The 26,112-nt window shown below is 50.9% G+C and carries 30 protein-coding genes and 1 pseudogene; 26 read left to right on the forward strand and 5 right to left on the reverse strand.

Annotated elements, in window-relative coordinates; translation table 11 throughout:
- Window positions 1-26: 26 nt before the first annotated feature.
- From ACDD58_RS09960 to ACDD58_RS09980, 5 genes are all read left to right on the forward strand, one after another.
- Window positions 27-185, forward strand: a complete 159-nt coding sequence (locus tag ACDD58_RS09960) for a Maff2 family mobile element protein (RefSeq protein WP_118144607.1) — start codon at window positions 27-29, stop codon at window positions 183-185.
- Between the two features lie 155 nt (window positions 186-340).
- Complete coding sequence (locus ACDD58_RS09965) at window positions 341-613, forward strand: helix-turn-helix transcriptional regulator (protein WP_002592127.1); 273 nt, start codon at window positions 341-343, stop codon at window positions 611-613.
- A complete protein-coding gene (locus tag ACDD58_RS09970) occupies window positions 573-950 on the forward strand; it encodes a TnpV protein (protein WP_113993293.1) in 378 nt (125 codons plus the stop codon). Before ACDD58_RS09965 ends, ACDD58_RS09970 begins: the two co-directional genes overlap by 41 nt.
- 48 nt (window positions 951-998) lie before the next feature.
- Entirely contained in the window at window positions 999-1,379 is a 381-nt protein-coding gene (locus ACDD58_RS09975) for an Imm50 family immunity protein (protein WP_113993291.1), read from the forward strand.
- A 24-nt stretch (window positions 1,380-1,403) separates the two neighbouring features.
- Window positions 1,404-1,736, forward strand: coding sequence for a hypothetical protein (locus ACDD58_RS09980; protein ID WP_113993290.1), 333 nt, complete (start codon window positions 1,404-1,406; stop codon window positions 1,734-1,736).
- Window positions 1,737-1,832: 96 nt separating this feature from the next.
- Here the strand turns inward: ACDD58_RS09980 and ACDD58_RS09985 are convergent, their stop codons facing one another.
- Window positions 1,833-2,639 carry a helix-turn-helix transcriptional regulator gene (locus ACDD58_RS09985; RefSeq protein ID WP_006573790.1) on the reverse strand — a complete coding sequence of 269 codons (807 nt, stop codon included), beginning with the start codon at window positions 2,637-2,639 and terminating at the stop codon, window positions 1,833-1,835.
- Between the two features lie 483 nt (window positions 2,640-3,122).
- Here ACDD58_RS09985 and ACDD58_RS09990 point away from each other — a divergent pair, with 483 nt between their 5' ends.
- The 7 genes from ACDD58_RS09990 to ACDD58_RS10020 all read left to right on the forward strand — a co-directional run bounded on the left by ACDD58_RS09990 (window position 3,123) and on the right by ACDD58_RS10020 (window position 8,591).
- Complete coding sequence (locus ACDD58_RS09990) at window positions 3,123-3,311, forward strand: hypothetical protein (RefSeq protein WP_002304353.1); 189 nt, start codon at window positions 3,123-3,125, stop codon at window positions 3,309-3,311.
- Window positions 3,308-3,649, forward strand: coding sequence for a DeoR family transcriptional regulator (locus tag ACDD58_RS09995; protein ID WP_117554708.1), 342 nt, complete (start codon window positions 3,308-3,310; stop codon window positions 3,647-3,649). The genes ACDD58_RS09990 and ACDD58_RS09995 overlap by 4 nt, the downstream gene beginning before the upstream one ends.
- Complete coding sequence (locus ACDD58_RS10000; protein WP_238013515.1) at window positions 3,642-3,938, forward strand: DUF3847 domain-containing protein; 297 nt, start codon at window positions 3,642-3,644, stop codon at window positions 3,936-3,938. Before ACDD58_RS09995 ends, ACDD58_RS10000 begins: the two co-directional genes overlap by 8 nt.
- A 321-nt stretch (window positions 3,939-4,259) precedes the next feature.
- Entirely contained in the window at window positions 4,260-4,799 is a 540-nt protein-coding gene (locus tag ACDD58_RS10005; RefSeq protein ID WP_118413592.1) for a hypothetical protein, read from the forward strand.
- A 195-nt stretch (window positions 4,800-4,994) separates the two neighbouring features.
- On the forward strand, window positions 4,995-6,575 hold the full coding sequence (gene mobQ, locus ACDD58_RS10010; RefSeq protein WP_370777250.1) for a MobQ family relaxase: 1,581 nt from the start codon (window positions 4,995-4,997) through the stop codon (window positions 6,573-6,575).
- A gap of 65 nt (window positions 6,576-6,640) precedes the next feature.
- Entirely contained in the window at window positions 6,641-7,285 is a 645-nt protein-coding gene (locus ACDD58_RS10015; protein WP_370777252.1) for a CHC2 zinc finger domain-containing protein, read from the forward strand.
- Complete coding sequence (locus tag ACDD58_RS10020; protein WP_370777485.1) at window positions 7,254-8,591, forward strand: VapE domain-containing protein; 1,338 nt, start codon at window positions 7,254-7,256, stop codon at window positions 8,589-8,591. The genes ACDD58_RS10015 and ACDD58_RS10020 overlap by 32 nt, the downstream gene beginning before the upstream one ends.
- 28 nt (window positions 8,592-8,619) lie before the next feature.
- Here ACDD58_RS10020 and ACDD58_RS10025 read toward each other — a convergent pair whose 3' ends face one another.
- Window positions 8,620-8,859 (reverse strand): tweety protein, encoded by a 240-nt coding sequence (locus ACDD58_RS10025; protein WP_098924858.1) that lies wholly within the window; start codon window positions 8,857-8,859, stop codon window positions 8,620-8,622.
- On the opposite strand from ACDD58_RS10025, the gene ACDD58_RS10030 reads away from it, so the two are divergent.
- The 11 genes and pseudogenes from ACDD58_RS10030 (at window position 8,833) to ACDD58_RS10080 (ending at window position 19,062) form a co-directional block, all read left to right on the forward strand.
- Window positions 8,833-9,030, forward strand: a complete 198-nt coding sequence (locus ACDD58_RS10030) for a hypothetical protein (protein ID WP_098924856.1) — start codon at window positions 8,833-8,835, stop codon at window positions 9,028-9,030. The genes ACDD58_RS10025 and ACDD58_RS10030 overlap by 27 nt on opposite strands.
- On the forward strand, window positions 9,031-10,701 hold the full coding sequence (locus tag ACDD58_RS10035) for a recombinase family protein (RefSeq protein ID WP_370777255.1): 1,671 nt from the start codon (window positions 9,031-9,033) through the stop codon (window positions 10,699-10,701).
- A gap of 90 nt (window positions 10,702-10,791) precedes the next feature.
- Window positions 10,792-10,875 (forward strand): annotated as a pseudogene (locus ACDD58_RS10040) (Maff2 family mobile element protein); the annotation flags it as partial.
- Between the two features lie 20 nt (window positions 10,876-10,895).
- Window positions 10,896-11,765: a VirB6/TrbL-like conjugal transfer protein, CD1112 family gene (locus ACDD58_RS10045; protein WP_021739912.1), complete on the forward strand. Its 870-nt coding sequence runs from the start codon at window positions 10,896-10,898 to the stop codon at window positions 11,763-11,765.
- Window positions 11,766-11,779: 14 nt separating this feature from the next.
- Entirely contained in the window at window positions 11,780-12,214 is a 435-nt protein-coding gene (locus ACDD58_RS10050) for a PrgI family protein (RefSeq protein WP_370777257.1), read from the forward strand.
- Complete coding sequence (locus tag ACDD58_RS10055) at window positions 12,132-14,561, forward strand: VirB4-like conjugal transfer ATPase, CD1110 family (RefSeq protein ID WP_370777259.1); 2,430 nt, start codon at window positions 12,132-12,134, stop codon at window positions 14,559-14,561. Before ACDD58_RS10050 ends, ACDD58_RS10055 begins: the two co-directional genes overlap by 83 nt.
- Window positions 14,554-14,727 (forward strand): hypothetical protein, encoded by a 174-nt coding sequence (locus ACDD58_RS10060; protein ID WP_370777261.1) that lies wholly within the window; start codon window positions 14,554-14,556, stop codon window positions 14,725-14,727. Before ACDD58_RS10055 ends, ACDD58_RS10060 begins: the two co-directional genes overlap by 8 nt.
- Complete coding sequence (locus ACDD58_RS10065) at window positions 14,720-15,742, forward strand: DNA cytosine methyltransferase (RefSeq protein ID WP_370777262.1); 1,023 nt, start codon at window positions 14,720-14,722, stop codon at window positions 15,740-15,742. The genes ACDD58_RS10060 and ACDD58_RS10065 overlap by 8 nt, the downstream gene beginning before the upstream one ends.
- Window positions 15,739-17,718 (forward strand): CD1108 family mobile element protein, encoded by a 1,980-nt coding sequence (locus ACDD58_RS10070; protein ID WP_370777264.1) that lies wholly within the window; start codon window positions 15,739-15,741, stop codon window positions 17,716-17,718. Before ACDD58_RS10065 ends, ACDD58_RS10070 begins: the two co-directional genes overlap by 4 nt.
- Before the next feature lie 26 nt (window positions 17,719-17,744).
- A complete protein-coding gene (locus tag ACDD58_RS10075) occupies window positions 17,745-18,017 on the forward strand; it encodes a DUF4315 family protein (RefSeq protein WP_370777266.1) in 273 nt (90 codons plus the stop codon).
- Window positions 18,018-18,021: 4 nt separating this feature from the next.
- The gene (locus tag ACDD58_RS10080; protein ID WP_370777268.1) at window positions 18,022-19,062 is read left to right on the forward strand and encodes a CD1107 family mobile element protein; all 1,041 of its coding nucleotides are present in this window, start codon (window positions 18,022-18,024) and stop codon (window positions 19,060-19,062) included.
- A gap of 47 nt (window positions 19,063-19,109) precedes the next feature.
- Here ACDD58_RS10080 and ACDD58_RS10085 read toward each other — a convergent pair whose 3' ends face one another.
- Window positions 19,110-19,823 carry a hypothetical protein gene (locus tag ACDD58_RS10085; protein WP_370777270.1) on the reverse strand — a complete coding sequence of 238 codons (714 nt, stop codon included), beginning with the start codon at window positions 19,821-19,823 and terminating at the stop codon, window positions 19,110-19,112.
- A 68-nt stretch (window positions 19,824-19,891) separates the two neighbouring features.
- Between ACDD58_RS10085 and ACDD58_RS10090 the strand changes: the two genes are divergently transcribed.
- Genes ACDD58_RS10090 through ACDD58_RS10100 form a run of 3 tightly spaced genes read left to right on the forward strand, consistent with a single transcriptional unit; the run spans window position 19,892 to window position 24,293 of the window.
- Window positions 19,892-21,988, forward strand: coding sequence for a DNA topoisomerase 3 (locus ACDD58_RS10090; protein WP_370777272.1), 2,097 nt, complete (start codon window positions 19,892-19,894; stop codon window positions 21,986-21,988).
- A complete protein-coding gene (locus tag ACDD58_RS10095) occupies window positions 21,975-22,454 on the forward strand; it encodes a hypothetical protein (RefSeq protein ID WP_370777274.1) in 480 nt (159 codons plus the stop codon). The genes ACDD58_RS10090 and ACDD58_RS10095 overlap by 14 nt, the downstream gene beginning before the upstream one ends.
- A gap of 12 nt (window positions 22,455-22,466) precedes the next feature.
- Window positions 22,467-24,293, forward strand: coding sequence for an antirestriction protein ArdA (locus ACDD58_RS10100; RefSeq protein ID WP_370777275.1), 1,827 nt, complete (start codon window positions 22,467-22,469; stop codon window positions 24,291-24,293).
- Between the two features lie 353 nt (window positions 24,294-24,646).
- Here ACDD58_RS10100 and ACDD58_RS10105 read toward each other — a convergent pair whose 3' ends face one another.
- Both ACDD58_RS10105 and ACDD58_RS10110 read right to left on the reverse strand, forming a co-directional pair.
- The gene (locus tag ACDD58_RS10105; protein WP_370777277.1) at window positions 24,647-25,525 is read right to left on the reverse strand and encodes a Bro-N domain-containing protein; all 879 of its coding nucleotides are present in this window, start codon (window positions 25,523-25,525) and stop codon (window positions 24,647-24,649) included.
- 242 nt (window positions 25,526-25,767) lie between these two features.
- Window positions 25,768-26,100: a DUF6050 family protein gene (locus ACDD58_RS10110; protein WP_370777279.1), complete on the reverse strand. Its 333-nt coding sequence runs from the start codon at window positions 26,098-26,100 to the stop codon at window positions 25,768-25,770.
- Window positions 26,101-26,112 lie beyond the last annotated feature (12 nt).

Below are 26,112 nucleotides of genomic sequence, written 5' to 3' on the forward strand. Positions count from 1 at the left end.
AAAACATTTTTTAGGAGGATTATTTTATGGAATTTTTCAACAGTGCAGTTGGTGTTTTGCAGACTCTCGTAGTGGCCCTGGGCGCAGGTCTTGGTATCTGGGGCGTTATCAACCTTCTGGAAGGTTACGGCCAGGACAACCCTGCTTCCAAAAGCCAGGGTATGAAACAGTTCATGGCTAATTAAAGGGAACAAAAAGAAAGGAAAAGCACAATCCAGACGGTATCAGCGGCAGGCTACAAGAATAAATTGTGATTACACAAGATTGGTGCTATAATAAGAGAAAAGTTCCTGCCGGGGCAGCCGCCCCGGTGGTATGGATAGGAAGGCAGGAAAGCAATATGCACATCAGCTATAAACCACTCTGGCATACACTGTTAGAGCGTGATATGAGAAAAGAAGATTTAAGGCTTGCCGCTGGTATGACAACGAATATGATTGCCAACATGAGCAAAGAGGGAAAGCACATCAGCATGGACACATTAGCCCGTATCTGCGAAACGCTGAATTGTGAGATTACCGATGTGATTGAGTTAGTACCAGACGAGCCTGCTTCCACAGGAGGTAAGGAACATGAGCGAATTGAAACCAAGAATAACAGAAAACGGAATTGATTATATCCTTGTCGGAGATTACTACATCCCAGATTTGAAACTGCCAGAAGAACACCGCCCCATCGGAAAGTATGGACGGATGCACCGGGAATATTTGAGAGAAGTCCACCCAGCCAGATTGAACACATTGATATTGACCGGAGAGCTATGGACATATCTTGCAGACCTGAACGAACAGGCACAGGAACGGTTAGATACCATCATGGAGCAGATGAAAGCTGCCGAGGGCGTGACCGAAGAATTAAAGCGTACCCATCAAATGGAATGGGTGCAGCGTTGCAATAACATTCACAATCGGGCAGAAGAAATTGTTTTGCATGAGATGATTTATGCATAACGGTATGGTAGAATGATTATGACAAATCGTTGTTTGTGGAGGTAAGGTATGTGGTATGATGGAATAGACAGAAACACTTTCATCAAACAAATTTACACAAAAGTCCCTGAATTGCTGAACGTCAGAATAGATGCTATTTCATTGAAAAGAGATGGTACCGAAGTATCTGTGGTTTTTGATATGCCAGTTTATCCAGACAATCCTCCTGAAAAATGGAATGGTAACAATACTGTTTCTATTGAAATTTCTTTTTTCGTTATTTCAGAGTTCAAACTGGAGATGAAGGATAGATATATGTACGGAAATATTGACATTTTTTCACATGAAAGCAAAATAAAAATCGTTGTAGATGGATCGATATTATGCTCTTTTGTAGCCGAAGCGGCTGTTATCCAGAGAATGAGCGCATACATAGATACAGAAATATAAATTAGAAATTTGGAGGGAAGAAATATGCAGACGATTATTGTGTTGTTAAATCCAGGAATGCTTGAAAATGCTGATTTGGATTTGAGATATCGCATACCAGACCGTATCGAAGAGGTATCAAATTCCTTGATACAAAGCAATGGATATGATTATATAGACACAGAGGACGGGGAACCTGGACCATTGATGGGTATTTGGTTGGAAACTGAAAATGCACATAAAAATTGGCATATAGTAAGGGATTTGTTTCAAAGGGAAAAATTTATAGGAAATGATTTATCTTTGTCGGCTCAGATATATATTTCCGAAAAAGATACTGACGATTTAGAAAACTGTGTACTTGTTTTTCCTGAATAACAATTCCAGCTTGTCATTCTGAAAATTTAACTGAATAACCACAGCACGAACCGCTGCTACATGGAAGCTAACAAACCATGCAACAGCGGTTTTTCTTTATCGTTTTTTCCTCTGGCTGATAGGCGTTCCCATTTTCTTTGACTTTTTGAGAATCCGAATTAGCCAGCGAAATTCTTCATCTGACAGATTTTTATAGTTGATACCAAGCTGTTTGCAGTAAAGGACAACGAGCTTTTCATCCCGGCTACCCTTGAAGTTTTCGACCGCTTCCAGATTTTCTTTCAGTTCATCGGCAACGGTGGTCTGGGGTGCACTTTCACTGTCCTTTTTGTGGGCTTCTCGAATATCCCGGATAATGAGGTTGAGGTCATCCCGTACCATGTGACTGAAATATTCATCATCGCTGATATGGGCGGCTTGCAACACTTTCAAATGGGGGTCATCTTCGCCGGGGCGATACCGTTCAATGATTTCATGCCGGACGGTATCGACAAGGGCGTTGAGGTTTTGAATCTGCATGGTGGCAATCCCATCCACATAAATCTCAATGTCCGCAAGAAACTTGATAAAGTCCTTATGGGTGGCAAGTTCGCACAGCAGACGGTTGTTAATCCGACCGCTTTTCAGAAGTGCTACCATCTCATCACTCAAATGCAGCTCCCTTAATGGCGTGTTGATCTCCGCCCGGTTCTCTGTCCGGCAAAAGAGATAATCGAGGGACACCCCATAAAAATCTGCCAGCAGGATAAGGTTGCCATGATTGATTTCCTTATAGTCATCTTTTTCATAACTGCCAAGAGCCGATTTTGAAATACCCGTTTGCTCTGCCAGTTCTTCCAGTTTTAATCCTTTGTTTAATCGTAAATCTTTTAGCCGTTCCTGTATTGTAGTAGCTCCGTTCATTGAAGCAGTTCCCCCTTCTGACAACATTTATAACCGTTGAATTGATTATACCATATCAATTCCGCAATCGTGGAAATTTCTGATTTTTACCCCGAATTCCTACTTTGTGGACATACGGCACAGGGCACAAAAATGTTCTACGATACAGGTAGTTCATCGATGGATTATTCCAATCGAATGACCAGCCTGTGTGGGATATGCTTCCCCGGCGATGTAGTGCCATGACTTTTGGCAGGGATGTGGAGGAACCCTTACCAAAACGAGCATACCAAAGGGAGCGATACGCCGCTGTGAGATTCAGGGGAGGAACGACACCGGGGAGAACTGGCGGACTGACACCGAAATGATACCGAAACACGACAATCTGATAGGGGGATAGTCTACCCTATCGCTGATACTTCGGGAGATTTTAAGCGGCTCTATGGCTGTAATTTTGCCGAAAATCGCCCCGAAACCATACACTAAAACGGGAGGAAGCGCAATATGCCGAGAATGAGCAAAAAGAGGAAGCATGAGCTTTCCTTTTACCTCAATGACCGGGGGCGTGTCACTTACAACGAATTATGCCGGAAATGCCAGCATGGGTGCAAGCAGAGCTTCCGGGCGGTTGTGATTGACTGCCCCCGTTATTTATCCAAACGAGCAAAGAAAAAGGAGGAACACACCGAATGAATTTTGAATTTATGACGATAGACACACCCTTGCCGCCCTGTATGCCATTGCCCAGAGCGTTGACAGGATTTCCAGTCAGCAGCACCGCAAAGGTCATGTACTGCCGGATGCTGGACGCTATGCTGTCCAAAGGGCAGGAGGACGAAAACGGAATCCTCTTTGTCTGCTTCCCTGTCACAGCCATTGCCGCAGTCCTGTCCCGCAGCTCCATGACGGTCAAGCGTTCTTTGAATGAACTGGAAACCGCCGGGCTTATCATGCGGGTGCGTCAGGGCGTTGGAGAACCAAACCGGATTTATGTGCTGATACCGGGAAAGGAGGACGCTGCCCTTGCCTGAGACCTCAAAGCTGGAAAAACTCAACTGGGAGCTGGAGAAAAGCGAAAAGAAGCTGCGGAAAGCCATCAATGATGAAAAGGCATTGCAGTACCAGTTAAAGCAGCTTACCCGAAAGGAACGGACGCACCGGCTCTGTACTCGTGGCGGTATGCTGGAAAGTTTTCTGCAAGAGCCGGAACGCCTGACAGATGATGATGTCATGGTGTTGTTGAAACTCATTTTTCACAGACAGGACACACAGGAACTATTGAAAAAACTGCTGGAACGGAAGAAGCCAGAAACCCCTTAGTTTACTAAGGGCGCAATTATACACCACCCAGAGGTTGGTGCATTGCGTTCTCCGAAGGCTCCTCGCCGGAGGGCTGTGATTTTCCGCAGTCATGGTCTGCTCCAAATCATACAGGGGACGCTACGCTTCCCCTGCGCTGGCTGCCACCAGCTACCCTTTTGTGGACTTGCCATCTGGGGACACCTTGCGTTGCAAGCTGTTCCCAGCCGACAAGTTTTACAAAATCTCTCTATACTTTGACGGTCGGGTAAAGTATAATGAAGTTAACAGCAAAGCGGAAGTTGATTGTGAGAAATTTTATATTGCGAGGAGGAAATAACAGTGCTTACATTACAGGAACTCCTTAACGGAGTGAAATGTTTAGATGAAAATACACTGGCTGAATTGTCGGATAAATTATGGGAATTGGGGACATTAGATGATATAAAAGAAAAAGTGACCCCTGAACTTTTTACCTTGCATATTTGTATGAATATGGTGGGGAATTGGCAATGTGATGGTTGGTGGTATATTATTTGTGAACAGGTAAAATTAGTTCCGTTTATCCCAGAAGCATTAAATGCTTTAGGATTATTCACCCTGAAAACAGCATTTGAAAAGGTTATATCCTGTTTTCCCCAAGATACAATTTTTACTGATGATAATAACTATATTGACACCGTTAATTTTCTGCAAAATAACAGGTTTAAGGTATCAAATAAAAAATTAAATTCAATCCCTCTCGAAAAAAGAAAAGAAATGGTAAAAAAGACTCGTCATTGTATTGAAGAATTAGAACAGTTAACAGAGCCTTTATGGGGATATGCCAGTGAAAATAATGGGTGGAAAATTGTGCTTGACTACATTTCCGCTCATAAATAATATAAATTAACCAGTTCCAGTTTGCCACCCACACATCGGGTCAACTTGTCCTGAACTTTTACAACTTAATACCCGCCGCCCACACAGCGGCACACCAAGCAGGAAATCTGAAAAAGGTCTCCTGCTTTTTTTCTGCCCAAAATGAGGTGGTAAAACGCCACCCCATCCGCCAATTACCGAAAGGAGTGACACGAAATGCCCTGCCCACACAACGAAATCACGATTGTTCAGCGCAGCCAGCGGCAGTCTGCGGTTGCCGCCGCTGCTTACCAGAGCGGTGAAAAGCTGTTCTGTGAATACGACCAGAAAGTGAAGCACTACCCGGAAAAGCGTGGTATCGTCCACAATGAAATCCTGCTTCCGGCAAACGCCCCACGGTCGTATGCAGACCGCAATACCTTATGGAACGCCGCCGAAGCGGTGGAAAAGCAATGGAACTCCCAGCTTGCAAGGCGGTGGGTGCTTACCATCCCCAGAGAGATACCGCCTGACCAGTACGCTGTCCTTGTCCGGGAGTTTTGTGAACAGCAATTTGTTTCCAAAGGCATGATTGCTGACTTTGCCATCCATGACCCCCATCCGCCGGGACACAATCCCCACGCCCATGTCCTGCTGACTATGAGGGCAATGGACGAACATGGGAAATGGCTTCCCAAGAGCCGCAAGGTTTATGACCTTGACGAAAACGGGGAACGGATAAAACTTCCGTCCGGCAGGTGGAAAAGCCACAAGGAGGATACGGTTGACTGGAACGACCAGAAGTATTGTGAAATCTGGCGGCATGAATGGGAGGTCATCCAGAACCGCTATCTGGAAGCCAATGACCGCCCGGAGCGTGTGGACTTGCGTTCCTATGCCAGACAGGGGCTTGATATTATCCCCACTGTCCATGAGGGTGCTGCTGTCCGGCAGATGGAAAAGCGGGGTATCCAGACGAATATCGGAAACCTGAACCGGGAAATCAGAGCCGCCAACAGCCTGATGAAGTCCATCCGGCAGTTCATCCACAACCTCAAGGGCTGGATTGCCGAGCTGGGCGAAAAACGGAAGGAGCTGCTTGCACAAAAAGCGGCGGAGGAAGCGACACTTCTTCCCAATCTGCTGATGAAGTACATGGAGATACGAAAGGAAGAACGGAAGGACTGGACGAGGGCTGGACAGAACCGGGGGACTTCACAGGACTTAAAGGCAGTCAGCGAAGCCTTGTCCTATCTCCGGCAAAAGGAGCTTTCCACTGTGGAGGACTTAGAAGCATTTCTGGAAGCATCCGGGAAATCAGCCGCAGATTACCGCAATCAGATGAAGCCAAAGGAAGCTCGCAGCAAAGTGATTGACGGGATTCTTGCCAGCCGGACAGACTGCAAGGAATGTAAGCCTGTCTATGAGAAGTACCAGAAGATATTTTTCAAGAAAACAAAGGAGAAATTCAAACAGGAACACCCGGAGGTTGCCCGGTATGAGAAAGCCGCCGCCTACCTTGCCAAGCACCCGGACGATAAGGACAGCACCCAAAAGGAGCTGCAACAGGAGCAGGAAAAACTTCTCAGCGAAATCGCAGAGCTGAAAGTACCGCTGACAGAGGTGCAGGAGGATTTGAAGAAGCTGCGGGACATCCGCTACTGGGTACGGAAAGCCACCCCCGGCACAGAGGAAAGCAAAGAGCCGCCCAAGAAACAGCCTATCAAAGAAGTCTTGCAGGATAAGACTGACGAGAAAAAAGCACAAAGAACCACCCCGGCACAGGAGAAACACAGACAACAGGATATGGAACTTTAACAGGCACTTGCCATTTTCAATCAGAGAATGTCAGGTGCTTTTCTTTTTTTCAAGGAGGGATAGATTTGAATGTATTTGAAGCTGTGAAGCAGTTCGTCACAACCAGACAGGCTGCGGAGCATTATGGAATCCATGCAGGGCGGAACGGGATGGCTTGCTGCCCGTTCCATCATGATAAAACCCCAAGCATGAAGCTGGATCGGCGTTACCACTGCTTCGGCTGCGGTGCGGATGGGGATGTGATTGATTTTGCCGCCGCCCTGTATGGGCTGGGAAAGAAAGAAGCCGCCGTACAGCTGGCACAGGACTTCGGGCTTTCCTATGAGGACTGGAAACCGCCGGGAAAAGCAAAAAAGCCCAAGCCCCGGCAGAAATCCCCGGAGGAACAGTTTCAGGAAGCAAAAAACCGCTGCTTCCGTATCCTTGCCGATTATCTCCACCTACTCCGAGTGTGGAGAAAGGAATATGCCCCGCACTCCCCGGAGGAAGTCTTTCATCCCCGGTTTGTGGAAGCCTTACAGAAGCAAGACCATGTGGAATATCTGCTGGATGTGCTGCTGTTCGGGGAGACAGAGGAAAAAGCGGCTTTGATTACGGACTACGGAAAGGATGTGATACAGCTTGAACAGCGAATGGCAGAGCTTGCAGCCGCAGACGCAGCAAGAACTAAAAAACACCATGAACGCCATGCAACCGCCCCAGAGCATTGAGGAAATCAAGGCGGGGCTGGAAACCACCGAGAAAGGCGGTGTCCGTCAGAGCATACGGAACTGCCTGATCGTATTCCAGCGTGACCCGCTGCTTTCCGGGGCTATCGCATACAACATCCTGACCGACCGCAAGGACATCATAAAGCCCATCGGCTTCCACAGGGACAGCACCGCCTTAAACGATACGGACATGAAATATCTGCTTCTCTATCTGGAAGAAACCTACGGGCTTACCAATGAGAAAAAGATTGATAACGCCATCGGGATTGTGGCGAATGAAAACAAGTACCACCCCATCCGGGATTATTTAAGTTCCCTTGTGTGGGACGGGACAGAGCGAATCCGCTTCTGCCTACGGCACTTTCTGGGAGCTGACGCAGATGATTACACCTATGAAGCGTTGAAGCTGTTCCTGATGGGCGCTATCTCACGAGCCTTTCAGCCGGGGTGCAAGTTTGAAATCATGCTCTGTCTGGTCGGAGGTCAGGGGGCTGGCAAGTCCACCTTCTTCCGTCTGCTGGCAGTCCGGGACGAGTGGTTCTCCGATGATTTGCGGAAGCTGGACGATGACAATGTGTACCGTAAGCTGCAAGGTCACTGGATTATCGAAATGTCGGAAATGATGGCAACCGCCAACGCCAAGAGCATTGAGGAAATCAAGTCGTTTTTAAGCCGGCAGAAAGAGGTTTACAAGATACCCTATGAAACCCACCCGGCAGACCGCCCCCGTCAGTGCGTGTTTGGCGGCACTTCCAATGCCCTTGACTTCCTGCCCCTTGACCGTTCCGGCAACCGCCGTTTTATCCCGGTCATGGTGTACCCGGAGCAAGCCGAGGTTCACATTTTGGAGGACGAAGCTGCTTCCAGAGCCTATATCGAGCAGATGTGGGCAGAAGCGATGGAGATTTACCGAAGTGGCAGGTTCAAGCTGGCTTTCAGCCCCGCCATGCAGCGGTATCTCAAAGAACACCAGCGGGATTTTATGCCAGAGGACACCAAAGTCGGGATGATACAGGCGTATCTTGATAAGTACACAGGGAACATGGTCTGCTCCAAGCAGCTCTATAAGGAAGCCTTGAACCATGCTTTTGACGAGCCGAAGCAATGGGAAATCCGGGAAATCAACGAGATTATGAACCAGTGCATTGACCGCTGGCGGTACTTCTCGAATCCAAGAATGTTTTCCGAATACGGCAGACAAAAGGGCTGGGAGCGTGAAAACCCGGCAACGGACTCCGGCAACCCGTCTGAAAAAACGATGGACGGTTTTGTGGAGGTCACAGAACAGATGGAGCTTCCATTCTGAAAATGACAGCCCGTTGCACCCCCTGTTGCTATCCCGTTGCCGAGCCGGTTGCCGGGAAAAATCCCTTAACTGCGGGCTTTTCTCCCTTATAACAACCAAAACAACAGAAAAATAAAAGAAAAGTATAAATAGTAAGTAATGCCAGATTGAGATTGTTTGCAAGGTCTTTTGAAGCCCGTTGCCGGACTTCGTTGCCGACACCCTCTGTCTGGCTGTTTTCATGTATGGAGGATAACTGCCTATGGCAAAAAACAAAACAGAGATTCATGTGACTACTGTGTTTGACGGGGAACTGGACGCAACCGATGTGTTCGTCAGCCTGATTTCCCAGAAATACGGTAAGACAAATACGGAAGAATATCTTGCTAAAAAGAAAGATATGAGCTATAATGAAGATGAGGTTCAAAAGAGCCAGATACCGTCTGGATTGTGTGGGTAAATGGCTATGATGAACGAAATGGAATACAGAACAATCGGAAAAGCACTTGCCGGGGGCTATCGTGCAGCGGTCTATTGCAGGCTGTCAAAGGACGATGACCTGCAAGGCGAAAGTGCCAGTATCGCAAACCAGCGTGATATGCTGGAAAAATACTGCGAAAAGCAGGGATGGGAGGTTGTAGCAGTCTATCAGGACGATGGCTTCACAGGTCTTAATATGGAGCGTCCTGATTTACAGAGAATGTTGAGAGCCATTGAGCGCAGGCAAATCAACCTTGTCATCACGAAAGACCTCAGCCGACTGGGGCGTAACTATCTGCAAACCGGGCATTTGATTGAGGACTTTTTCCCAAGAAACGGTGTCCGCTATATCGCCATGAATGACGGTATCGACACCCTGCGGGATAACAACGACATCGCCCCGTTCAAGAATATCCTGAACGAGATGTACAGCAAGGATATTTCCAAGAAAGTCCATTCCTCTTATCTTCTGAAAGCGCAGAAAGGACAGTTTACCGGGTGTCTTGCCCCGTTTGGGTATCGGAAAGACCCGGAGGACAAAAACCATCTGCTCATTGACGAGGAAACCGCCCCGATTGTGCGGCTGATTTTCGGATATGCCCTAAACGGTCATGGTCCGAACTATATCCGCAGACGGCTGGAGGAAGAAAAAATCCCCTGCCCCACATGGTGGAACCGGGAACGGGGGCTTCGCAATACCCGCACCAAATGGGAAAAGAAAGACCCGGAAAACGGGCGGTATATGTGGGACTTCTCCGTTATCAAAGACCTTTTGATGAATCCCGTCTACACCGGGGCGATTGCTTCCCAGAAAAAGGACTACCGTTTCAAAATCGGCACGATTGGGGAAAAGAAGCCGGAGGACTGGATTGTGGTGGAGGGACAGCACGAACCGCTGATTGACAGCATGAGCTTTGACATTGTGCAGAATAAGCTGAAATCCCGCCAGCGTCCGGGGCAGACCAATGAAATCAGCCTGTTTGCCGGACTGTTAAAATGCGGCGAGTGTAGGAAGTCGCTGACGGTACGCTATACAAACGCAAAACATCCCCAGCGGATTTATTCCTGCAAGACCTACAACGCCTTTGGAAAGAACCACTGCACCCAGCACCGGATTGATTATGACACCCTTTACAGCCATGTGCTGCGGAAAATCCGGGAATGTGCCAGAGCTGCCCTGATGGACGGGGAAGCGGTTGCCGACCGCCTGACCAATACCTGTGAAGCAGAGCAGCGGGAACAGCGGGAAGCAATGGAACGCTCCCTTACAAGGGACGAGGAACGGATTGAGGTTCTGGACAAAATGGTCATGCGGCTTTATGAGGATATGATTGCAGGGCGTATCAGTGAGCAGAATTTCAACACCATGCTGGAAAAGACACAGACCGAGCAGACGGAGCTTAAAACAAAAGTGTCAGAGGGCAGAAAGCGGCTGTCCGATGAAGTCCAGCTTGCCAATGACGCAAAACAATGGGTGGAAGCCATTCAGGAATACGCCAACATCACAGAGCTGGACGCAGCCACCCTCAACCGCTTAATCAAAGAAATCGTCGTGCATGAGTGCATTGACGAGGATAAAACAAGACACATTTCTATCGAAATTCATTTTAATCTCAAACCCATCCCGGAGGTGGAACAGGTCACTGCCTGACCTGTCCCGCCGGGACGGTTCTCTTAAAAACACCATATAGATTTTTTGTACGCCGCCGCCCGCCATCGAGCAGAGTTTTACACCTAATTGGGGATAAAACAGTTGATGGCCGGCGGCGGTGTCGCCCTCATCGGCATCACCCTTGTACCTCTGCTCTCCGGCCTGTTCGGTTGATCGTCCGGCGGTGATCGCTTATGGGCGGCATACTCGACAAACTCGATGAATGGCTCCGAGGGCTGCTCATCGAGGGGATCACGGGAAACCTGTCGGGCATGTTCGATACGGTCAATACCAAAGTAGGTGAGATCGCCGGTGAAGTGGGACAGACGCCGCTGGCATGGAACAGCGGCGTCTTTTCTATGATCCGAAACCTCTCTGAAACGGTGATCGTTCCAATCGCCGGGGTTATCCTGACATTCGTAATGTGTTATGAGCTGATCCAGCTTGTGACAGAGAAAAACAATCTGCACGATGTAGACACCTGGATGTTCTTCAAGTGGATTTTCAAAACATTCTGTGCCGTTCTCATTGTGACGAACACATGGAATATCGTCATGGGTATCTTCGATGTGGGGCAAAGCGTTGTGAACAGCAGCGCAGGCGTCATCATCGGGAATACCTCCATTGATATCAGCAGCGTCATCACGGATATGGAGGCGCAGCTTGAAGCCCTGGGTACGGGAGAACTGTTCGGGCTGTGGTTCCAGTCCCTTTTCGTGGGGCTTACCATGAATGCCCTTTCCATCTGTATCATGCTTGTCATCTACGGCCGCATGATCGAGGTGTATTTGACAACTTCCGTTGGACCGATTCCGCTTGCCACTATGACAAACCGGGATTGGAGCCATACAGGACAGAACTACTTGAAATCCCTGTTTGCATTGGCGTTCCAGGCATTTCTAATCATGGTGTGCGTGGGAATCTACTCTGTTTTGGTACAGAGTATCGCCACGGACGGAAATATCTCAGGCGCGATATGGGCCTGCATGGGCTACACGGTCCTGCTGTGCTTCGCCCTGTTCAAGACCGGCAGCCTCTCTAAGAGCCTGTTCGGAGCGCATTAAGGAGGCTTGATAAATTGGCGTATGTAACCATTCCAAAGGATTTGACGAAAGTAAAATCCAAAGTGCTGTTTGGGCTTACCAAACGGCAGCTTATATGTTTCGGAGCGGCGGCACTCATCGGAGTACCGCTTTTCTTTTTGCTCAGACGCACGGCCAGCAACAGCGCCGCCGCGTTCTGCATGATTATCGTCATGCTCCCGTTCTTTTTGCTTGCCATGTATGAGCGGCACGGTCAACCCCTGGAGGTAGTAGCCGGACAGGTCATCCGCTGTATGTTCCTGCGGACGAAAGAACGGCCTTACCAGACAAACAATTTCTACGTAGCCCTGGAGCGGCAGGCCCAGGCGGAAAAGGAGGTGAAAGCCATTGTTCAGAAAGCGAAAGCCAGAGCCTCAGGCACGGCAGGCGGCAAAACCCACGGTAAAGCTAACCGCTGCGGAAAAGCGTGAGATCAGCCGTATTCTGGAAACTGCCAGAGGCGACGGCAAGGTACATTCCGCTCAGGACACTTTACCGTTCCGCCAGATGTACCCGGACGGCCTGTGCAAGCTGGACGACCACACCTGGTCGAAGTGTATCGAGTTCGAGGATGTGAATTATCAGCTTGCAAAGCCTGACGACCAGACGGCGATCTTTGAAGCCCTCTGTGATATGTATAACGCCCATGACGCTTCTATCGGGATGCAGCTATCTCTTGTGAGCCGCCGCATGAACCGGGAGGATTTTGTGAAGCGTATCGAGATCGCAGCGCAGGGAGATCACTTCGACCATATCCGTGAGCTTTACACACAAATGCTCCGCAAGCAGCTTGAACGGGGCAACAACGGTCTTATCAAAACAAAGTACCTGACCCTCACCATTGAGGCACGGGACAGCAAAACCGCACGGGCACGATTTTCCCGGATCGTCATGGACGCCCTCAACCATTTCAAGGTCATGGGCGCTCTGGCAAAGGAGCTTGGCGGCAAGGAGTGGCTGGAAATGCTCCACGGCATCCTGCACCCGGACGGGGAACGGTTTGCCTTTGAATGGAGCTGGCTTGCCCCTTCCGGCCTGTCGGTTCAGGATTTTATCGCACCATCTTCCTTCCGCTTCGGTGAAGCACGGAAGTTCACGATGGCGGATAAATTCTGTGCCGTGTCCTTTCTGCAGATCAGCGCACCGGAAATGGATGACCGTATGCTCACCGAGCTGCTGGATACGGACAGCGGGCTGCTTGTCAGCCTCCATATCCGCAGCATGGACCAGAACGAGGCAATCAAAACGGTCAAGCGGAAGATCACTGACATTGACAGTATGAAGATCGACGCACAGAAAAAGGCGGTGCGGGAAGGTTTCGATATGGATATCATCCCCACCGATCTTGCCACCTACGCAGGCGAGGCAAAGAACATCCTCCGTGACCTGCAAAGCAGAAATGAGCGAATGTTCCTGATGACCTTTCTGGTGGTGAATTTTGCGGACAGCAAGCAAAAGCTGGAGAATGACCTTCTCCGTGCGGCAAGCGTGGCGCAGAAATATAACTGCTCCCTGGTGCGGCTGGACTTTCAGCAGGAGGACGGCTTCGTGTCGGCTCTGCCCCTGGGTGTCAACCGCATTAAGATACAGCGCGGACTTACCACTTCGGCAGTGGCGGTGTTCGTTCCCTTCACCACACAGGAGATTTTCCACGGCGGCGAAGCTCTCTACTACGGGCTCAATGCCACTTCTGGCAACATGATCCTTGCTGACCGCAAAAAGCTGAAAACGCCCAACGGCATGATCTTAGGCACGCCCGGCAGCGGTAAGAGCTTTTCCGCAAAGCGTTCTATCGTGGGTGTGTTCCTGAACACAAAGGACGATATCCTGATCTGCGACCCAGAGGCGGAATATTTTCCGCTGGTGAACCGTCTGGAAGGACAGGTCATCAAAATCTCACCTACCAGTACACAGTATGTGAACCCTATGGATATCAACCTCAATTACAGCGAGGATGATAACCCGCTGGCGCTGAAATCCGATTTTATCCTGTCGTTCTGCGAACTGGCGGCAGGCGGACGGAACGGTCTGGAGCCGGTGGAAAAGACGGTCATTGACCGTGCTGTGCGGATCGTGTACCGCCCCTATATCGCAGCCCCCCGCCCGGAGAATATGCCGCTGTTGGAAGATTTGTATGACGAGATCAAACGGCAGCCGGAGCCGGAGGCGCAGCGGATCGCGGCGGCACTGGAACTGTATGTGCATGGCAGTTTGAATGTTTTTAACCACCGCACCAATGTGGATATCAACAACCGCATTGTCTGCTTCGATATCAAGGAGCTGGGAAAGCAGCTCAAAAGCCTGGGTATGCTGGTGATCCAGGATCAGGTGTGGAACCGTGTTTCCCAAAACCGGGATCAGGGTAAATCCACCTGGTACTTCGTGGACGAGTTCCACCTTCTGCTGCGCGGCGAGGTCGGTGCCTGGAGCGTGGAGATTTGGAAACGCTTTCGCAAATGGGGCGGTATCCCCACAGGGATCACGCAGAATATTAAGGACCTGCTTTCCTCCCCGGAGATCGAGAATATCTTTGAAAACAGCGATTTTGTGTACCTTCTGAACCAGGCCAGCGGAGACAGGAAAATCCTCTGCGAGCGCCTGAATATCTCCAACCAGCAGGCGGCGCATATCAGCAACGCAGGCCCCGGACAGGGGCTGATCTTCTTCGGCAATGTGATCCTGCCTTTTGTGGATGACTTCCCGAAGGACAACGAGCTTTACAGCATTATGACGACAAAACTTGGTGAAACCGGGAAAGGAGAAAATGAACATGAATGATCCCCATTATTTGCATACGGAAGAAAAACAGGATGGCGAAACCTTCTTTGATGTGATGAACCGGCTGATTGCCAGAAGCAAGGCAGTTACGGCGGATATGGAGGCGGTCCTTGCGGAGCTGGAAAGTGAGATCGAACCGTTCCGTGTGCCGAAGGACCATGAATAAACTGACCCATGTGAGCCTGTTTTCCGGCATTGGCGGTCTGGACCTGGCGGCGGAGGCTGCTGGGTTTGAAACCGTCTGCCAGTGTGAGTGGGCGGATTTTCCGCACTCCGTCCTCTCTGCACGATGGCCGGATGTTCCCAGGTTTCGAGATATTACTACTTTCACGAAGGAGGCGTTTTTTGAAAAAACAGGACTTGAAACAGTTACCGTTATCTCAGGCGGCTTTCCCTGTCAGCCCTTCTCCACCGCCGGAAAACGGAAGGGCTTTGCGGATGAACGCTACCTGTGGCCGGAAATGTGCCGCGTTATTACCGAGCTCCGGCCCCGTTGGGTGCTTGGGGAAAATGTTGCTGGCTTCATCAATATGGGGCTCGACAAAACGATCTTTGACCTGGCAAAAGCGGGATACGCTGTTCTCCCATTCGTATTTCCGGCTTGCGGCGTCGGCGCATGGCATGAGCGCCAGCGAACTTTTATCGTCGCGGCTGATGTTTCCCACACCCCTTGCCTCCGACAACAACACCGCCAGGGATGCGGCAAGCCTGGATGTGTTCCTGTCGGACAATGGGATATTCCGCAAGAGGAACCGAAACGGGGCGATCTGGAGCCTCAGCCTGTCGGCGGCGGTATTCTATCTGACCCCGGTGGCGTCGGACGGTTTCCGTTCAACCTTGAAGCCGTCGGCCTTCGATTCGACGAAGAAGGACGGGAACCTGTCGGCGCAGATCATCTCCCAGGAACAGCCGGTTTCCGAAACGGCGGCGCTGAACCCGGATTGGGTGGAATGGCTCATGGGCTTCCCGAAAGGATGGACGGACGTATCCTCTGGGCTGCCGAACCGGAAGGAATCCCCCGCATGACCGAGCGCATGGAGGACCGGGCTCTGCGGCTGAAAACTTTGGGAAATGCGGTCTGCCCACCCCAGGCCTATCCCATTTTCCGCTATATCGCCATGATCGAGAATGGCACCTGCGGCGACTTTTGCCCTTATGGAAAGGAAGGTGACTGCCTATGAGGGAACTGAAAGCGACCGATAAGATCACGCAGAAAATGACCCGTGACGGTGCGGTATCGGAAAACCTTGCCACGGGAGAGGTGGAACATATCAGCAGCCGTGAACCGGAAATGGAACTGTCCGCTTCTTCGGAAGAATCCGCTGGCGCTGCGGCTGACCTCGCCCTGTGTGCGGCGGAACACCATGAGAAGAAAACCGCACGAAAGGCGGAAAAGGCTGACACCCAGGCAGTGCGGGATGGTTCTGCTGCAAGGCAGCGCCCATCCTCCCGGCTGCAATTCACCGAGGAAGAACGTGCCGATCCCGCACTTGGAAAGTACATCGACCGTTCCGACCGTGCGGCGGACCGGCTGGACGCGGCAAAGGCCGCTATCCCCACAAAGAAAGTTCTCCGTACCGAGCGTGTTTTTGATGAGACAGCCGGAAAAGGCAAAACGCAGCTTCACTTTGAAGAAGTGGAGAAACGCCCCAACGGACGATTGCGGCACAATCCACTTTCCCGACCGGTCCATGAGATCGTCCACGCCGCCCATGCGAAGGTGCATGAGGTGGAACAGGAAAATGTGGGTGTTGAGGCTGGACACAAGGGCGAGGTGCTGACGGAACGCGGGCTTGCCTACGGAAAAGGTAAAGTTCGTACCGCCGTCCACCATCACCGCACAAAGCCCTGGCGTGACGCGGCGAAGGCAGAGCAGGCTTCTTTTAAGGCAAACGCCGACTACCTTTACCAAAAGGCACTGCATGATGATCCTGCATTGGCGGCTTCTAACCCGGTATCCCGCTTTCTGCAGAAACAGCGGATCAAGCGGAACTATGCAAAGGAGCTCCGGCAGGCAGAGAAAACCGCAAAGAACACAGCGGCTACGGCGAAAAGTGCGGCGCAGAAAGCAAAGGACGCCTTCAAGGAAACCTTTCTCTGCATCAAGCATCATAGCCGGGCGGTGCTGTTGGTGATCGGCATTGGTGCCTGTATTGCCCTGCTGTTTGGTGGGGTATCTTCCTGTTCCATGATGGCGGGCTCCGGCGTGGGCGGTGTATTTACTTCCTCTTATCTCTCCGAGGACACGGATATGCTGGCTGCAGAGGCGGCCTACTGTGAACTGGAGCAGGAGCTTCAATATGAGCTGGACCACTATGAGGCTCTGCACCCCGGATATGACGAATACCGTTTTGACCTGGACGAGATCGAGCATGACCCTTATGTGCTGATTTCCATTCTCACGGCGTTCCATGAAGGGGTGTTCACCATCGACGCGGTTCAGGCGGAGCTGCAAATGCTCTTTGAAAAGCAGTACATTCTGACGCAGACCGTGGAAGTGGAGGTACGCTATCGGACGGAGACACGGACAGACAGCGAGGGAAATGACTATGACGTGGAAGTACCGTACAACTACTATATTTGCAATGTGAAGCTGGAAAACTTCGATCTTTCCCATGTGCCGGTCTACATCATGGACGAAGAAACGCTTTCCCTGTATGCGGTCTATATGGCAACGCTGGGAAACCGGGAAGATTTATTCCCCGGCTCCGGCTATGTGGACAAGTACACCAAACCGCCCACCACCTATGATATCCCGCCTTCCGCACTGGAAGATGAAACCTTTGCAGCGCTCATTACCGAGGCGGAGAAGTACATCGGATATCCTTATGTCTGGGGCGGCAGCAATCCGAACACTTCTTTTGATTGCTCCGGCTTCGTATCCTGGGCGCTGACGCAAAGCGGCGTCTGCAATACGGGCAGGCTGGGAGCCCAGGGGCTCTACAATATTTCCACCCCGGTATCCTCTGCCAACGCAAGACCCGGCGACTTGATCTTTTTCGTCGGCACTTACGATACACCGGGCGTTTCCCATGTGGGTATCTATGTGGGCGGTGGAAAAATGCTGCACTGCGGCGACCCCATCCAGTATGCAGATATCAACACAAGCTACTGGCAATCCCACTTTTACGCTTTCGGGCGACCGCCCTACAACTAAAAAACGATATGGAGGTAATTTGATTTATGGCAACGACACAGAAGATCCGCAACGATATTGCGAAAACCAAAGAAAAGATCGCGGAACAGCAGAAACGCCTTCGTGCGCTGGAGGCGCAGCTTGCGGAGGAAGAAAATCTGGAAATTGTCCGCATGGTGAAAGCCGTGAAAATGGACAACAAGGAGCTGACCGCCTTCCTGAAAGCCTACGCCAGCGGTATGATCTCCCTGCCGGAAGGTATGCTGCAGGAGGCCAGCACCGAGCATGAGGAAACGGAGGGATACGAGGATGAAACATAACTTTATGACAAAAATGGTATCGGCTCTTTTGGCGGTGATGCTCAGCACTGCCGCTTTTTCTGTCACTGCCTTTGCCAGCGGCGGCGAGGAAAGCACGGAATCCGTGACCGAACAGGAAACGGTCGGGGATGTTTCTGATCTGCTTTCCGCTCTGGCAGGCAGCCAGGTCACGGTATCCGTCACCGAGGACGGTATTCAGTTCAGTTCCGGCGAAAATGACTCCGGGCAGGCCGGCACCGTCACCACGGGCGGCGGCAATCTGAATGTCCGCACGGGTGCAGGAATGGATTATACCGCCTTCACCCAGCTTCCCAATGGAACGACCGTGAAGGTGATCGGCACGGACGGCGACTGGCTGAAGGTCATCCTGCCGGAAAAGGTCGGCTATGTCTATTCCGGCTACATGACGGTAAGTGACGGCGAGGCTGGCTCCGGGGAAGGTCCTTTCTCTCTGGACGCGGAAACGCTGGAAAATCTGCTGGGGATGCTGGGCGGCGGTCTGAATGGCGGTGCCGCCCTGACGCCGGACGGGAACCTTTCGCTGATCGACGATATTGGCAGCCCGACCGCCAGCGGCAAGCAGTTTATTACAGTGGAAACGAAGAACGGCAATGTGTTCTATCTCATTATCGACCGTGACGACGAGGGCGAGGAAACCGTGCATTTTCTGAACCAGGTGGATGAAGCCGATCTCATGGCACTCACGGAGGATGGAGAAAAGGCGGAAACACCTATTGTCTGCACCTGTACGGAGAAGTGCCAGGCCGGAGCAGTCAATACCGCTTGCCCGGTCTGCGTAAAAAATATGAGCGAGTGCGCCGGTACGGAGCCGAAACCCACGGAACCCACCGAGCCGGAAACTATAGAGCCGGAGAAGAAAAGCAGCGCCGGAGCCATTGCCGCGCTTCTGCTGATTTTGGCGGCTGGCGGCGGTACGGCAGCCTATTTTCTGGTGCTGAAACCGAAACAGGGCAAGAAAGTCCCCGCTAATCTGGATGACTTCGATCTGGAGGATGAAGAAGAATATCTAACCGAGGACGAATGAACTTTGGTCAGAGAAAAATGTGGCAGATGTTATTCATCTGCCACATTTTATAGTTCATCCATTGTATACATTCGCTCAGGAAGATCCTCCCAGAACTTAATCAAAGCGTTAAAGTAATCAATAAAATCTTGTTCTTGTATCATCAGCGTGGGTTCAAGCAGTGTCGTGTGATAGAGAGACATTAAATCATATTCTGTTCCACAAACATCTTGGGTGAAGTAGTCAGGCCTAAGCTTTCTGAGCTTTTGTTCTGAATCTCCTTCTGCGTGCTTTATCACATTAACCAACAAACGAAGCTCTTTTATTTTTCCCCAAGAATCCAGTTTTTCAAAAGGTTGTTGATGCCATTCAAAAACATCTTTTGAAAACGCAAAACCACGTTTAATGTCGGAAGGGTCATATTTAAGACCTTCTTGCTCTGCTTCATGTATGACGAAGGAGTATAGTTGTTGTTCCCATACTTGACACAAACACGCCAACCACATTCCGATATTCCGATATCGCATGAGTGAAAGCATATCATACCGTTCGACTGCTTTTTCCTGAACGAAATCAACATAATCGCTAGGGTCAACATAGTCATTTTCAGTACAAGGACGGTTCATAATGCTTTCCCATAATTCGTTTTGATATTCTTCCGCCTCAGATTCTGCGTTTGCAAAAACAGGCTGAATTCGCTCTACAAACATTGTTTTTATTAGAGTCAAATCATCAATGTATCGTTGTTTTAGTGGTCCCCATAAGTACAGTTGTGATCGCATGATAGCCCCCCTTCTTACCAAATTATTATATTCCGAAATACTGAACTTTTCAACATAGGAGGTATAAATTGAAACTGATTATCGCAGAAAAACCGAACGTAGCAAAATCTATCGCGTCGGCCCTGGGTGCTTCATCCAGGGTCGATGGCTTTTATGAAGGCAACGGCCTTCTCGTATCCTGGTGCGTGGGACACCTAGTATCCCCGATGGATGCTGGCGGCTATAACGAGTATTTCAAGAAATGGCGCTATGACGATCTTCCCATTCTGCCGGAGCCGTTCCGCTATGTGCTGGTACCGGGTAAGGAGAACGCTTTTGAAAATCTCCGTGCCCTGATGGACCGCTCCGATGTGGATACCATTGTCAATGCCTGTGACGCCGGGCGTGAAGGGGAACTGATTTTCCGTCTGGTGTATGAAATGGCTGGCTGCCGTAAGCCAATCCTCCGTCTTTGGATTTCTTCTATGGAGGACAGCGCTATCCGAGAGGGCTTTTCTGATCTGCGCCCCGGCACCGATTATGAAGCCCTATATCAATCAGCACTCTGCCGCCAGAAAGCGGATTGGCTGGTGGGGATCAATGCCACTCGTCTTTTCTCCGTCCTCTATCACCGCACCCTGAATGTGGGCCGTGTGCAGACGCCTACGCTGGCAATGTTGGCAGAACGTGACGCAAAAATCACACTGTTCCACAAAGAGAAATATCATCTGCTGCGCCTGATGCTGGACGGAGCTGAGGCGGTGTCGGAGAAATTCACCGATTCGGCAGCGGCGGAACAGGCAGCGGCCATGTGCAAGGGTGCGACCGTCACCTGTACCTCTGTTACCCGTGAGCAGAAGAAAGAGCAACCGCCGAAACTCTATGACCTTACCACCTTGCAGCGTGAGGCAAACCGCCTGTTCGGATACACGGCGAAACAGACCCTTGACTACGCCCAGAGCCTCTACGAAAAGAAGCTGCTGACCTATCCCCGCACGGACAGCCGGTATCTGACCTCCGACATGGCAGAAACGGCTTCCTGCGTGATCCACCTGGCGGCAAAGCTGCCGCCCTTTGATGGCTGCGGCAACTTCTTTCCGCTGGTGGAGGCCATGATTTCCGACAAGGACGTATCCGACCATCACGCCATTATTCCCACGATGGAGATTGAAAAAGCGGATATCAAGGCTCTGCCCCTGGGCGAGCGCAATTTGTTCCTACTGGTCTGCTGCAAGCTGCTGTGTGCGTTGGCAGAGCCGTATGTGTATGAGACGGTCACGGCCACATTTGACTGCGGCGGCTATTCCTTCACCGCAAAGGGCAAGCGCATCCTCTCCGAAGGCTGGCGGGAGATCGACCGCATTTTCCGTACCTCCCTAAAAGAAAAGCCTGCGGACGGGGACGGCGGCACGCTCCCAGACTTCACCGAAGGACAGACTTTTGACGGTGCGAAGGTTTCTGTTACCGAGCATTTCACCCAGCCGCCGAAGCCCTATACCGAAGATACCCTCCTGTCCGCTATGGAGAACGCAGGCAAGGATGGTATTCCCGATGAGGCGGAGCGGAAAGGTCTTGGCACGCCTGCGACCAGGGCGGCAATCATCGAAAAGCTGGTGGCAGCCGGATTTGTGGAGCGAAAGGGCAAGAGCCTGATCCCCACAAAAGCCGGTATCAACCTTGTCACTGTTCTGCCGGAGCCGCTGACCTCTCCCATGCTGACGGCGGAATGGGAACAGAAATTGACGGAGATCGCAAAGGGCAATGCTGACCCGGATACCTTCATGGACGGTATCCGCACGATAATCCAGGAGATCGTGTCCACCTATTCCTGCATTTCCGAGGATGGCAAAAAGCTGTTTGCCCCGGAGAAGGAAGTGATCGGTACCTGCCCCCGCTGCGGCCAGCCGGTTTATGAGGGCAAGAAGAACTTTGCGTGTTCGGATCGGTCCTGCGGTTTCGTCCTCTGGAAAAATGACCGCTTCTGGACGAGCCGCAAGAAGGAGCTGACAAAGAAGATGGCAACGGACCTTCTGAAAAAGGGACGTACCAATGTAAAAGGAATGTGGTCTGAAAAGAAACAGGCTGCTTATGACGCTGCGGTGATCCTGGATGACACGGGCGGGAAATACATCAACTTCAAACTGGAATTTCCGAAAAGAAAGGAAGGTGTCAATGGCAGAAAATAAGACTTTGGAACATTTACCCGAAGTGAGGGCGGCGGTGGCTGCCCTCTCCCCGGAGGACCGGGAGGTGCTGGCGGCGGTGCAGACCTCGCCCTTCAAGTTGACAACACCAGAGCAGTTTAAGGAGTTTGCGGACAACATCGACTATTTCGTATTTGAGCCCAATATCCACGATCTGAATGATCTGGGGTGGCGGTATCTGGCACAGCACATGGATATGCTGCTGCCCCCGGAACTTCTGAAAGCGATCGACCCTGTTCCGTTTGGCGAGTACGCCATGCAGGAGGAACAGGGTCATTTTACGGAACACGGATACATTTCTCTCTCCGGCGACGAGTGGGTGCATGAACGCCCTGCGGAGCCGGAGAAAAAGCCCTCCATCCGGGAACGGCTGGAACAGGGCAAGAAGAAATGTGCGGAGAAAAACAAGGTGCAGCCCCATAAGGAAAAGTCTGCGCCGGAACTGTAAGGAGGTGCTGATATGCCATATTACGATCACGACAAGGAGTATCCCTTTGCCGCCTTTATCACCAATCTTGGAAAGTACAATGAGGGCGAGCTTGTGGGCGAGTGGGTGAAGTTTCCCACCACCGCCGAGGAATTGAAGGAAGTATTTAAGCGGATCGGGATCGGCCAGAAGGATGACTTCGGCCAGCCCTATGAGGAATGGTTCATCACGGACTATGACTGCTATGTGGACGGTCTTTACAGTAAGCTGGGTGAATATGAAAATCTGGACGAGCTGAATTATCTGGCATCGAAGCTGGATGAAATGAGCGAAAGCGAATACGCACAGTTTCAGGCCGGTATGGAAATGGGCGACCATTGCGGCAGCCTGCAGGAGATCATCAACCTCACCGAGAATCTAGATTGCTATGAGGTTTACCCCAATATCGAGGATTATGACGATCTGGGGCGCTATTACATCAAAGAACTGGATGCCATGCAGGTGCCGGAGCATCTGAAGAACTACATCGACTATGAAGCCTACGGTCGGGATATCGCTATGGATGAAAACGGCACCTTCACCGATCAGGGGTATGTCTGGGATACCGGAAGCAGCTTCCATGAGTTTTATGACGGCGAACGCGGCAGCATCCCCGACGAATACCGGGTGATGACTTTCCAGGATGATCTTCCCGAAGAAGAAAAATCCGAGTGGGCTATGGATATCGCCTTTGACATGGACGAGTTTTTCCGTCAGAACGATCCGCAGTATGCGGCGGAGCACCCGGAGGCACACGCCGCAAAGGAAGAACTTTACGAAAGCCTGATGGCAGGGCGCATTTCTGCTTTGGATGAAAAGCTGGCGGCACTAGGGCAGACGCAGGAGGACTATCTTCCCTCGGAGATTGAAAAGTTCAAGGACGCCACGGGCTATGAGGAATTTCTTGATTTTGACCCGGCGGAGGTCAAGGCAGCTTTGGAGGACCCGGAGAAGTCCCATGCGGATGAAATGCTGTCCGCTGCGGAGAGGGCTGCCTCGGAAAAGATGACTGTGCTTGTAGTGGAGCCTATGAAGGAACCCTATGTGAAGGAGATCAACTCCGACCTTCATTCCCTGCAGGCAGAGGTTGGCGGTGATATTGGGGCAATCTATCCCTATTCTGACCCGGTGGCACTGGTTTGTAATGATGAAGGAAAGCTCATAGGGCTTGAACTGAACCGTGGACTGCGGGATGAAAATGGAGAAATTTATGATATCGTAGCAGGAACTTTCCTGGTGGTTGGACTTGGTGAGGAAGATTTTTCCTCCCTGTCCCCGGAACTGATCCAGAAATACACGGAACAGTTCAAAACGCCGGAACGATTTATGCAGATCAATGGCAATATCGTTGTTCTCCCTGTCCCGGCAGAGAAACAAGACCTCGCTTTTCTGCCAGACCGTTTTGAGACCGGCGAGCGTGTGCAGACACCGAGGGGCAGCTTTCAGGTGACGGCTATGAGCCGGGAGCAGATGGAGGCGGCCGGTTACGGCGTCCACCATATTTCCGATGATGGAAAGTATCTTATCATGGGAAACGGCACACGGGCCTTTGCCGTGGCAGCGGAGCAGCCGGAAAAGGATAATCCCCTCCGCACGGTCGAAATGACGTTGGAGGATGACTACGGCATGATCGACGGCGTTATCAACAACGGCAGACGCGGCGAGGAATTGGAAAAGGTCCAGGAGTACGCAGAACGGATAACGCCGGAGAAGCTTTCCATCCGTGAGCGGTTGGAGGACGCAAAACGGGAGTGTGCCGAGCACAAACCCCCGGAGGGAAAGAAGCCCGGTCGTGATGTGCCGGAGCATGACTGCCTATGAGCCGAAGCAAGAAGTGGCGGCTGGAATGGGCGTTCTTCCTGGGCGAGAACGGCAGGCGGCAGTATAACCATATCTGCAAAAAATGTGTTCACGGTTGCAAGCAGAGTTTCCGGGTATGTCTGGTCGCTTGTCCGCATTACAGTTCCAAACGGTCTAAAATCTGTGAGGATAAGGGGGCGAAAAACGCAGAATAATTCCCTGTATCCGTATTTTCAAAGGGAGCCTTTATGATTTCTCATGTGTCGGTCTGCTTACTGGCACATGTAGAAAAAGGCTTGATTTCAAACACTTTCTGACACATAAAAAGGGAGTACAGCTTTTCGGTTCGTCCGATCGGCTGTACTCCCGCTTTTTTATTTGTTTTCGTCATTATCAGGCTTTTCCGTTTCCGCTACACTTTCTATCATGTCAACGACTACGGCATTAAGCTGTGCGGCGTTCTGCGATGTGATGACCGGACGCCCGGTATCCTTTTCGATATCCTGTCGAACCTGACCGGCATAGCTGCCGCCGCGGTGGGCGATCTTCTGACTTTCAGAAAAACCTTCCGGCTGGTGCGCCTTTGACAACTCTGTGGTTGTCGCCTCTGCCAACATATTCAGCACAATTTCCATCGTACTCATATTGTCACGGAGATTTTCTTTTTTCAGACCTTTCAGCTTCTTATATTGCCGAGTAGTCATGCCGGACCATGCTTTCGTGATCTCATCGGTGAGAATGGCATATTCTTTGCCTTGCTGTACGCCGCGCTCCTGCCATTCTGCGGTAAGCTCATTACGGACACGGATAGAAAGAAGCCGCTGATGAATCCAGTCTGTATCATACCCCTTTTTCTGGTAGGTCTCTAATGCGCGGTCGATTGCCTGTTCCGGGTCAATCGTTTCTTCAATGCGTTCACGGCCGACCTGAGCAAGCCAGAGTTTGAACGGTTCGGCTTTTGGTGATGGGATAGACTGAATAATGCGTAAAAGCTGTTCGGCCGTTGCCGCCAGCACTTTACGCTTTTTGCCTGTTGCGCCCATCATTGCTACCTGGGGACAATTTGTCCCCAGGTAGCTTGCAAGCTGTTCATCACGCTTGCGCATTTTTTTGAGATAGTCTGTTGGATTGGAGCTATCTGTCAGGACGGCGATAACATCCACAACAGAGAAATACCATTCTTCCTGTTCTTCGTCCCATGCGGTGCGTATTTTTCTATCTTCAAAAAGCTGGATGGAATTGCTTTCGTCCATGCGCTTCAACCTCCTTAGAGTATGTATTTTTATTTTACCATGAAAGGGGTTCTATTTCTATAAGAGAAGCAAATTTCGCCGTAGTAGGCGTTGTGGGAATGTGCGTAAACTGCCAGAATTGCGAGGCTGTGGGAAAGTTGTTTGCAGACCTGTGGAAAAGGCTTGCCTTTTTCCATCAGGTTGTGAATGGCTTTTCCATCGGCACGAGCGGCAGTTTTCCATATTTCCATGACGCAAGAAAGTCATCCAACGATCAGCCGGTACACCGTCAGCGGCACATACCACACTGCCACAATCAGCCGCCATGCCAGAACGAAACCGCCAATCACGCCGCCGATAATGAAGTTCAATGCAAACAGGGCAATCCCTCCACCCAGGGAGCCACCACCCGGTACGATCCAGAGGCACATCCGATGGAGGCCAAACGGCAGTCCGCAGAGTATCCAGAGCCATACATAGTCAAGCTCTCCGTTCTTCATGCAGGCGGATTTGAAGATACAATACAGGATCAGTGCCACGGTCACGGGCAGTACACTTTTGAAGAAAAATACCTTGATTACTTCGCTTCTTGTCATCAGGAAAACCTC

This window comes from Roseburia sp., assembly GCF_041325975.1.
Taxonomy (GTDB): Bacteria; Bacillota; Clostridia; order Lachnospirales; family Lachnospiraceae; genus Roseburia; species Roseburia rectibacter.

Excerpts from the sequence above, each read along its gene's own strand:
- ACDD58_RS09960 (WP_118144607.1), top strand. The coding sequence starts at position 27 with ATGGAATTTTTCAACAGTGCAGTTGGTGTTTTGCAGACTCTCGTAGTG.
- ACDD58_RS09965 (WP_002592127.1), top strand. The coding sequence starts at position 341 with ATGCACATCAGCTATAAACCACTCTGGCATACACTGTTAGAGCGTGAT.
- ACDD58_RS09970 (WP_113993293.1), top strand. The coding sequence starts at position 573 with ATGAGCGAATTGAAACCAAGAATAACAGAAAACGGAATTGATTATATC.
- ACDD58_RS09975 (WP_113993291.1), top strand. The coding sequence starts at position 999 with ATGTGGTATGATGGAATAGACAGAAACACTTTCATCAAACAAATTTAC.
- ACDD58_RS09980 (WP_113993290.1), top strand. The coding sequence starts at position 1,404 with ATGCAGACGATTATTGTGTTGTTAAATCCAGGAATGCTTGAAAATGCT.
- ACDD58_RS09985 (WP_006573790.1), bottom strand. The coding sequence starts at position 2,639 with ATGAACGGAGCTACTACAATACAGGAACGGCTAAAAGATTTACGATTA.
- ACDD58_RS09990 (WP_002304353.1), top strand. The coding sequence starts at position 3,123 with ATGCCGAGAATGAGCAAAAAGAGGAAGCATGAGCTTTCCTTTTACCTC.
- ACDD58_RS09995 (WP_117554708.1), top strand. The coding sequence starts at position 3,308 with ATGAATTTTGAATTTATGACGATAGACACACCCTTGCCGCCCTGTATG.
- mobQ (WP_370777250.1), top strand. The coding sequence starts at position 4,995 with ATGCCCTGCCCACACAACGAAATCACGATTGTTCAGCGCAGCCAGCGG.
- ACDD58_RS10020 (WP_370777485.1), top strand. The coding sequence starts at position 7,254 with ATGAACGCCATGCAACCGCCCCAGAGCATTGAGGAAATCAAGGCGGGG.
- ACDD58_RS10030 (WP_098924856.1), top strand. The coding sequence starts at position 8,833 with ATGGCAAAAAACAAAACAGAGATTCATGTGACTACTGTGTTTGACGGG.
- ACDD58_RS10025 (WP_098924858.1), bottom strand. The coding sequence starts at position 8,859 with ATGAATCTCTGTTTTGTTTTTTGCCATAGGCAGTTATCCTCCATACAT.
- ACDD58_RS10035 (WP_370777255.1), top strand. The coding sequence starts at position 9,031 with ATGGCTATGATGAACGAAATGGAATACAGAACAATCGGAAAAGCACTT.
- ACDD58_RS10045 (WP_021739912.1), top strand. The coding sequence starts at position 10,896 with ATGGGCGGCATACTCGACAAACTCGATGAATGGCTCCGAGGGCTGCTC.
- ACDD58_RS10060 (WP_370777261.1), top strand. The coding sequence starts at position 14,554 with ATGAATGATCCCCATTATTTGCATACGGAAGAAAAACAGGATGGCGAA.
- ACDD58_RS10065 (WP_370777262.1), top strand. The coding sequence starts at position 14,720 with ATGAATAAACTGACCCATGTGAGCCTGTTTTCCGGCATTGGCGGTCTG.
- ACDD58_RS10070 (WP_370777264.1), top strand. The coding sequence starts at position 15,739 with ATGAGGGAACTGAAAGCGACCGATAAGATCACGCAGAAAATGACCCGT.
- ACDD58_RS10075 (WP_370777266.1), top strand. The coding sequence starts at position 17,745 with ATGGCAACGACACAGAAGATCCGCAACGATATTGCGAAAACCAAAGAA.
- ACDD58_RS10080 (WP_370777268.1), top strand. The coding sequence starts at position 18,022 with ATGACAAAAATGGTATCGGCTCTTTTGGCGGTGATGCTCAGCACTGCC.
- ACDD58_RS10085 (WP_370777270.1), bottom strand. The coding sequence starts at position 19,823 with ATGCGATCACAACTGTACTTATGGGGACCACTAAAACAACGATACATT.
- ACDD58_RS10095 (WP_370777274.1), top strand. The coding sequence starts at position 21,975 with ATGGCAGAAAATAAGACTTTGGAACATTTACCCGAAGTGAGGGCGGCG.
- ACDD58_RS10100 (WP_370777275.1), top strand. The coding sequence starts at position 22,467 with ATGCCATATTACGATCACGACAAGGAGTATCCCTTTGCCGCCTTTATC.
- ACDD58_RS10105 (WP_370777277.1), bottom strand. The coding sequence starts at position 25,525 with ATGGACGAAAGCAATTCCATCCAGCTTTTTGAAGATAGAAAAATACGC.
- ACDD58_RS10110 (WP_370777279.1), bottom strand. The coding sequence starts at position 26,100 with ATGACAAGAAGCGAAGTAATCAAGGTATTTTTCTTCAAAAGTGTACTG.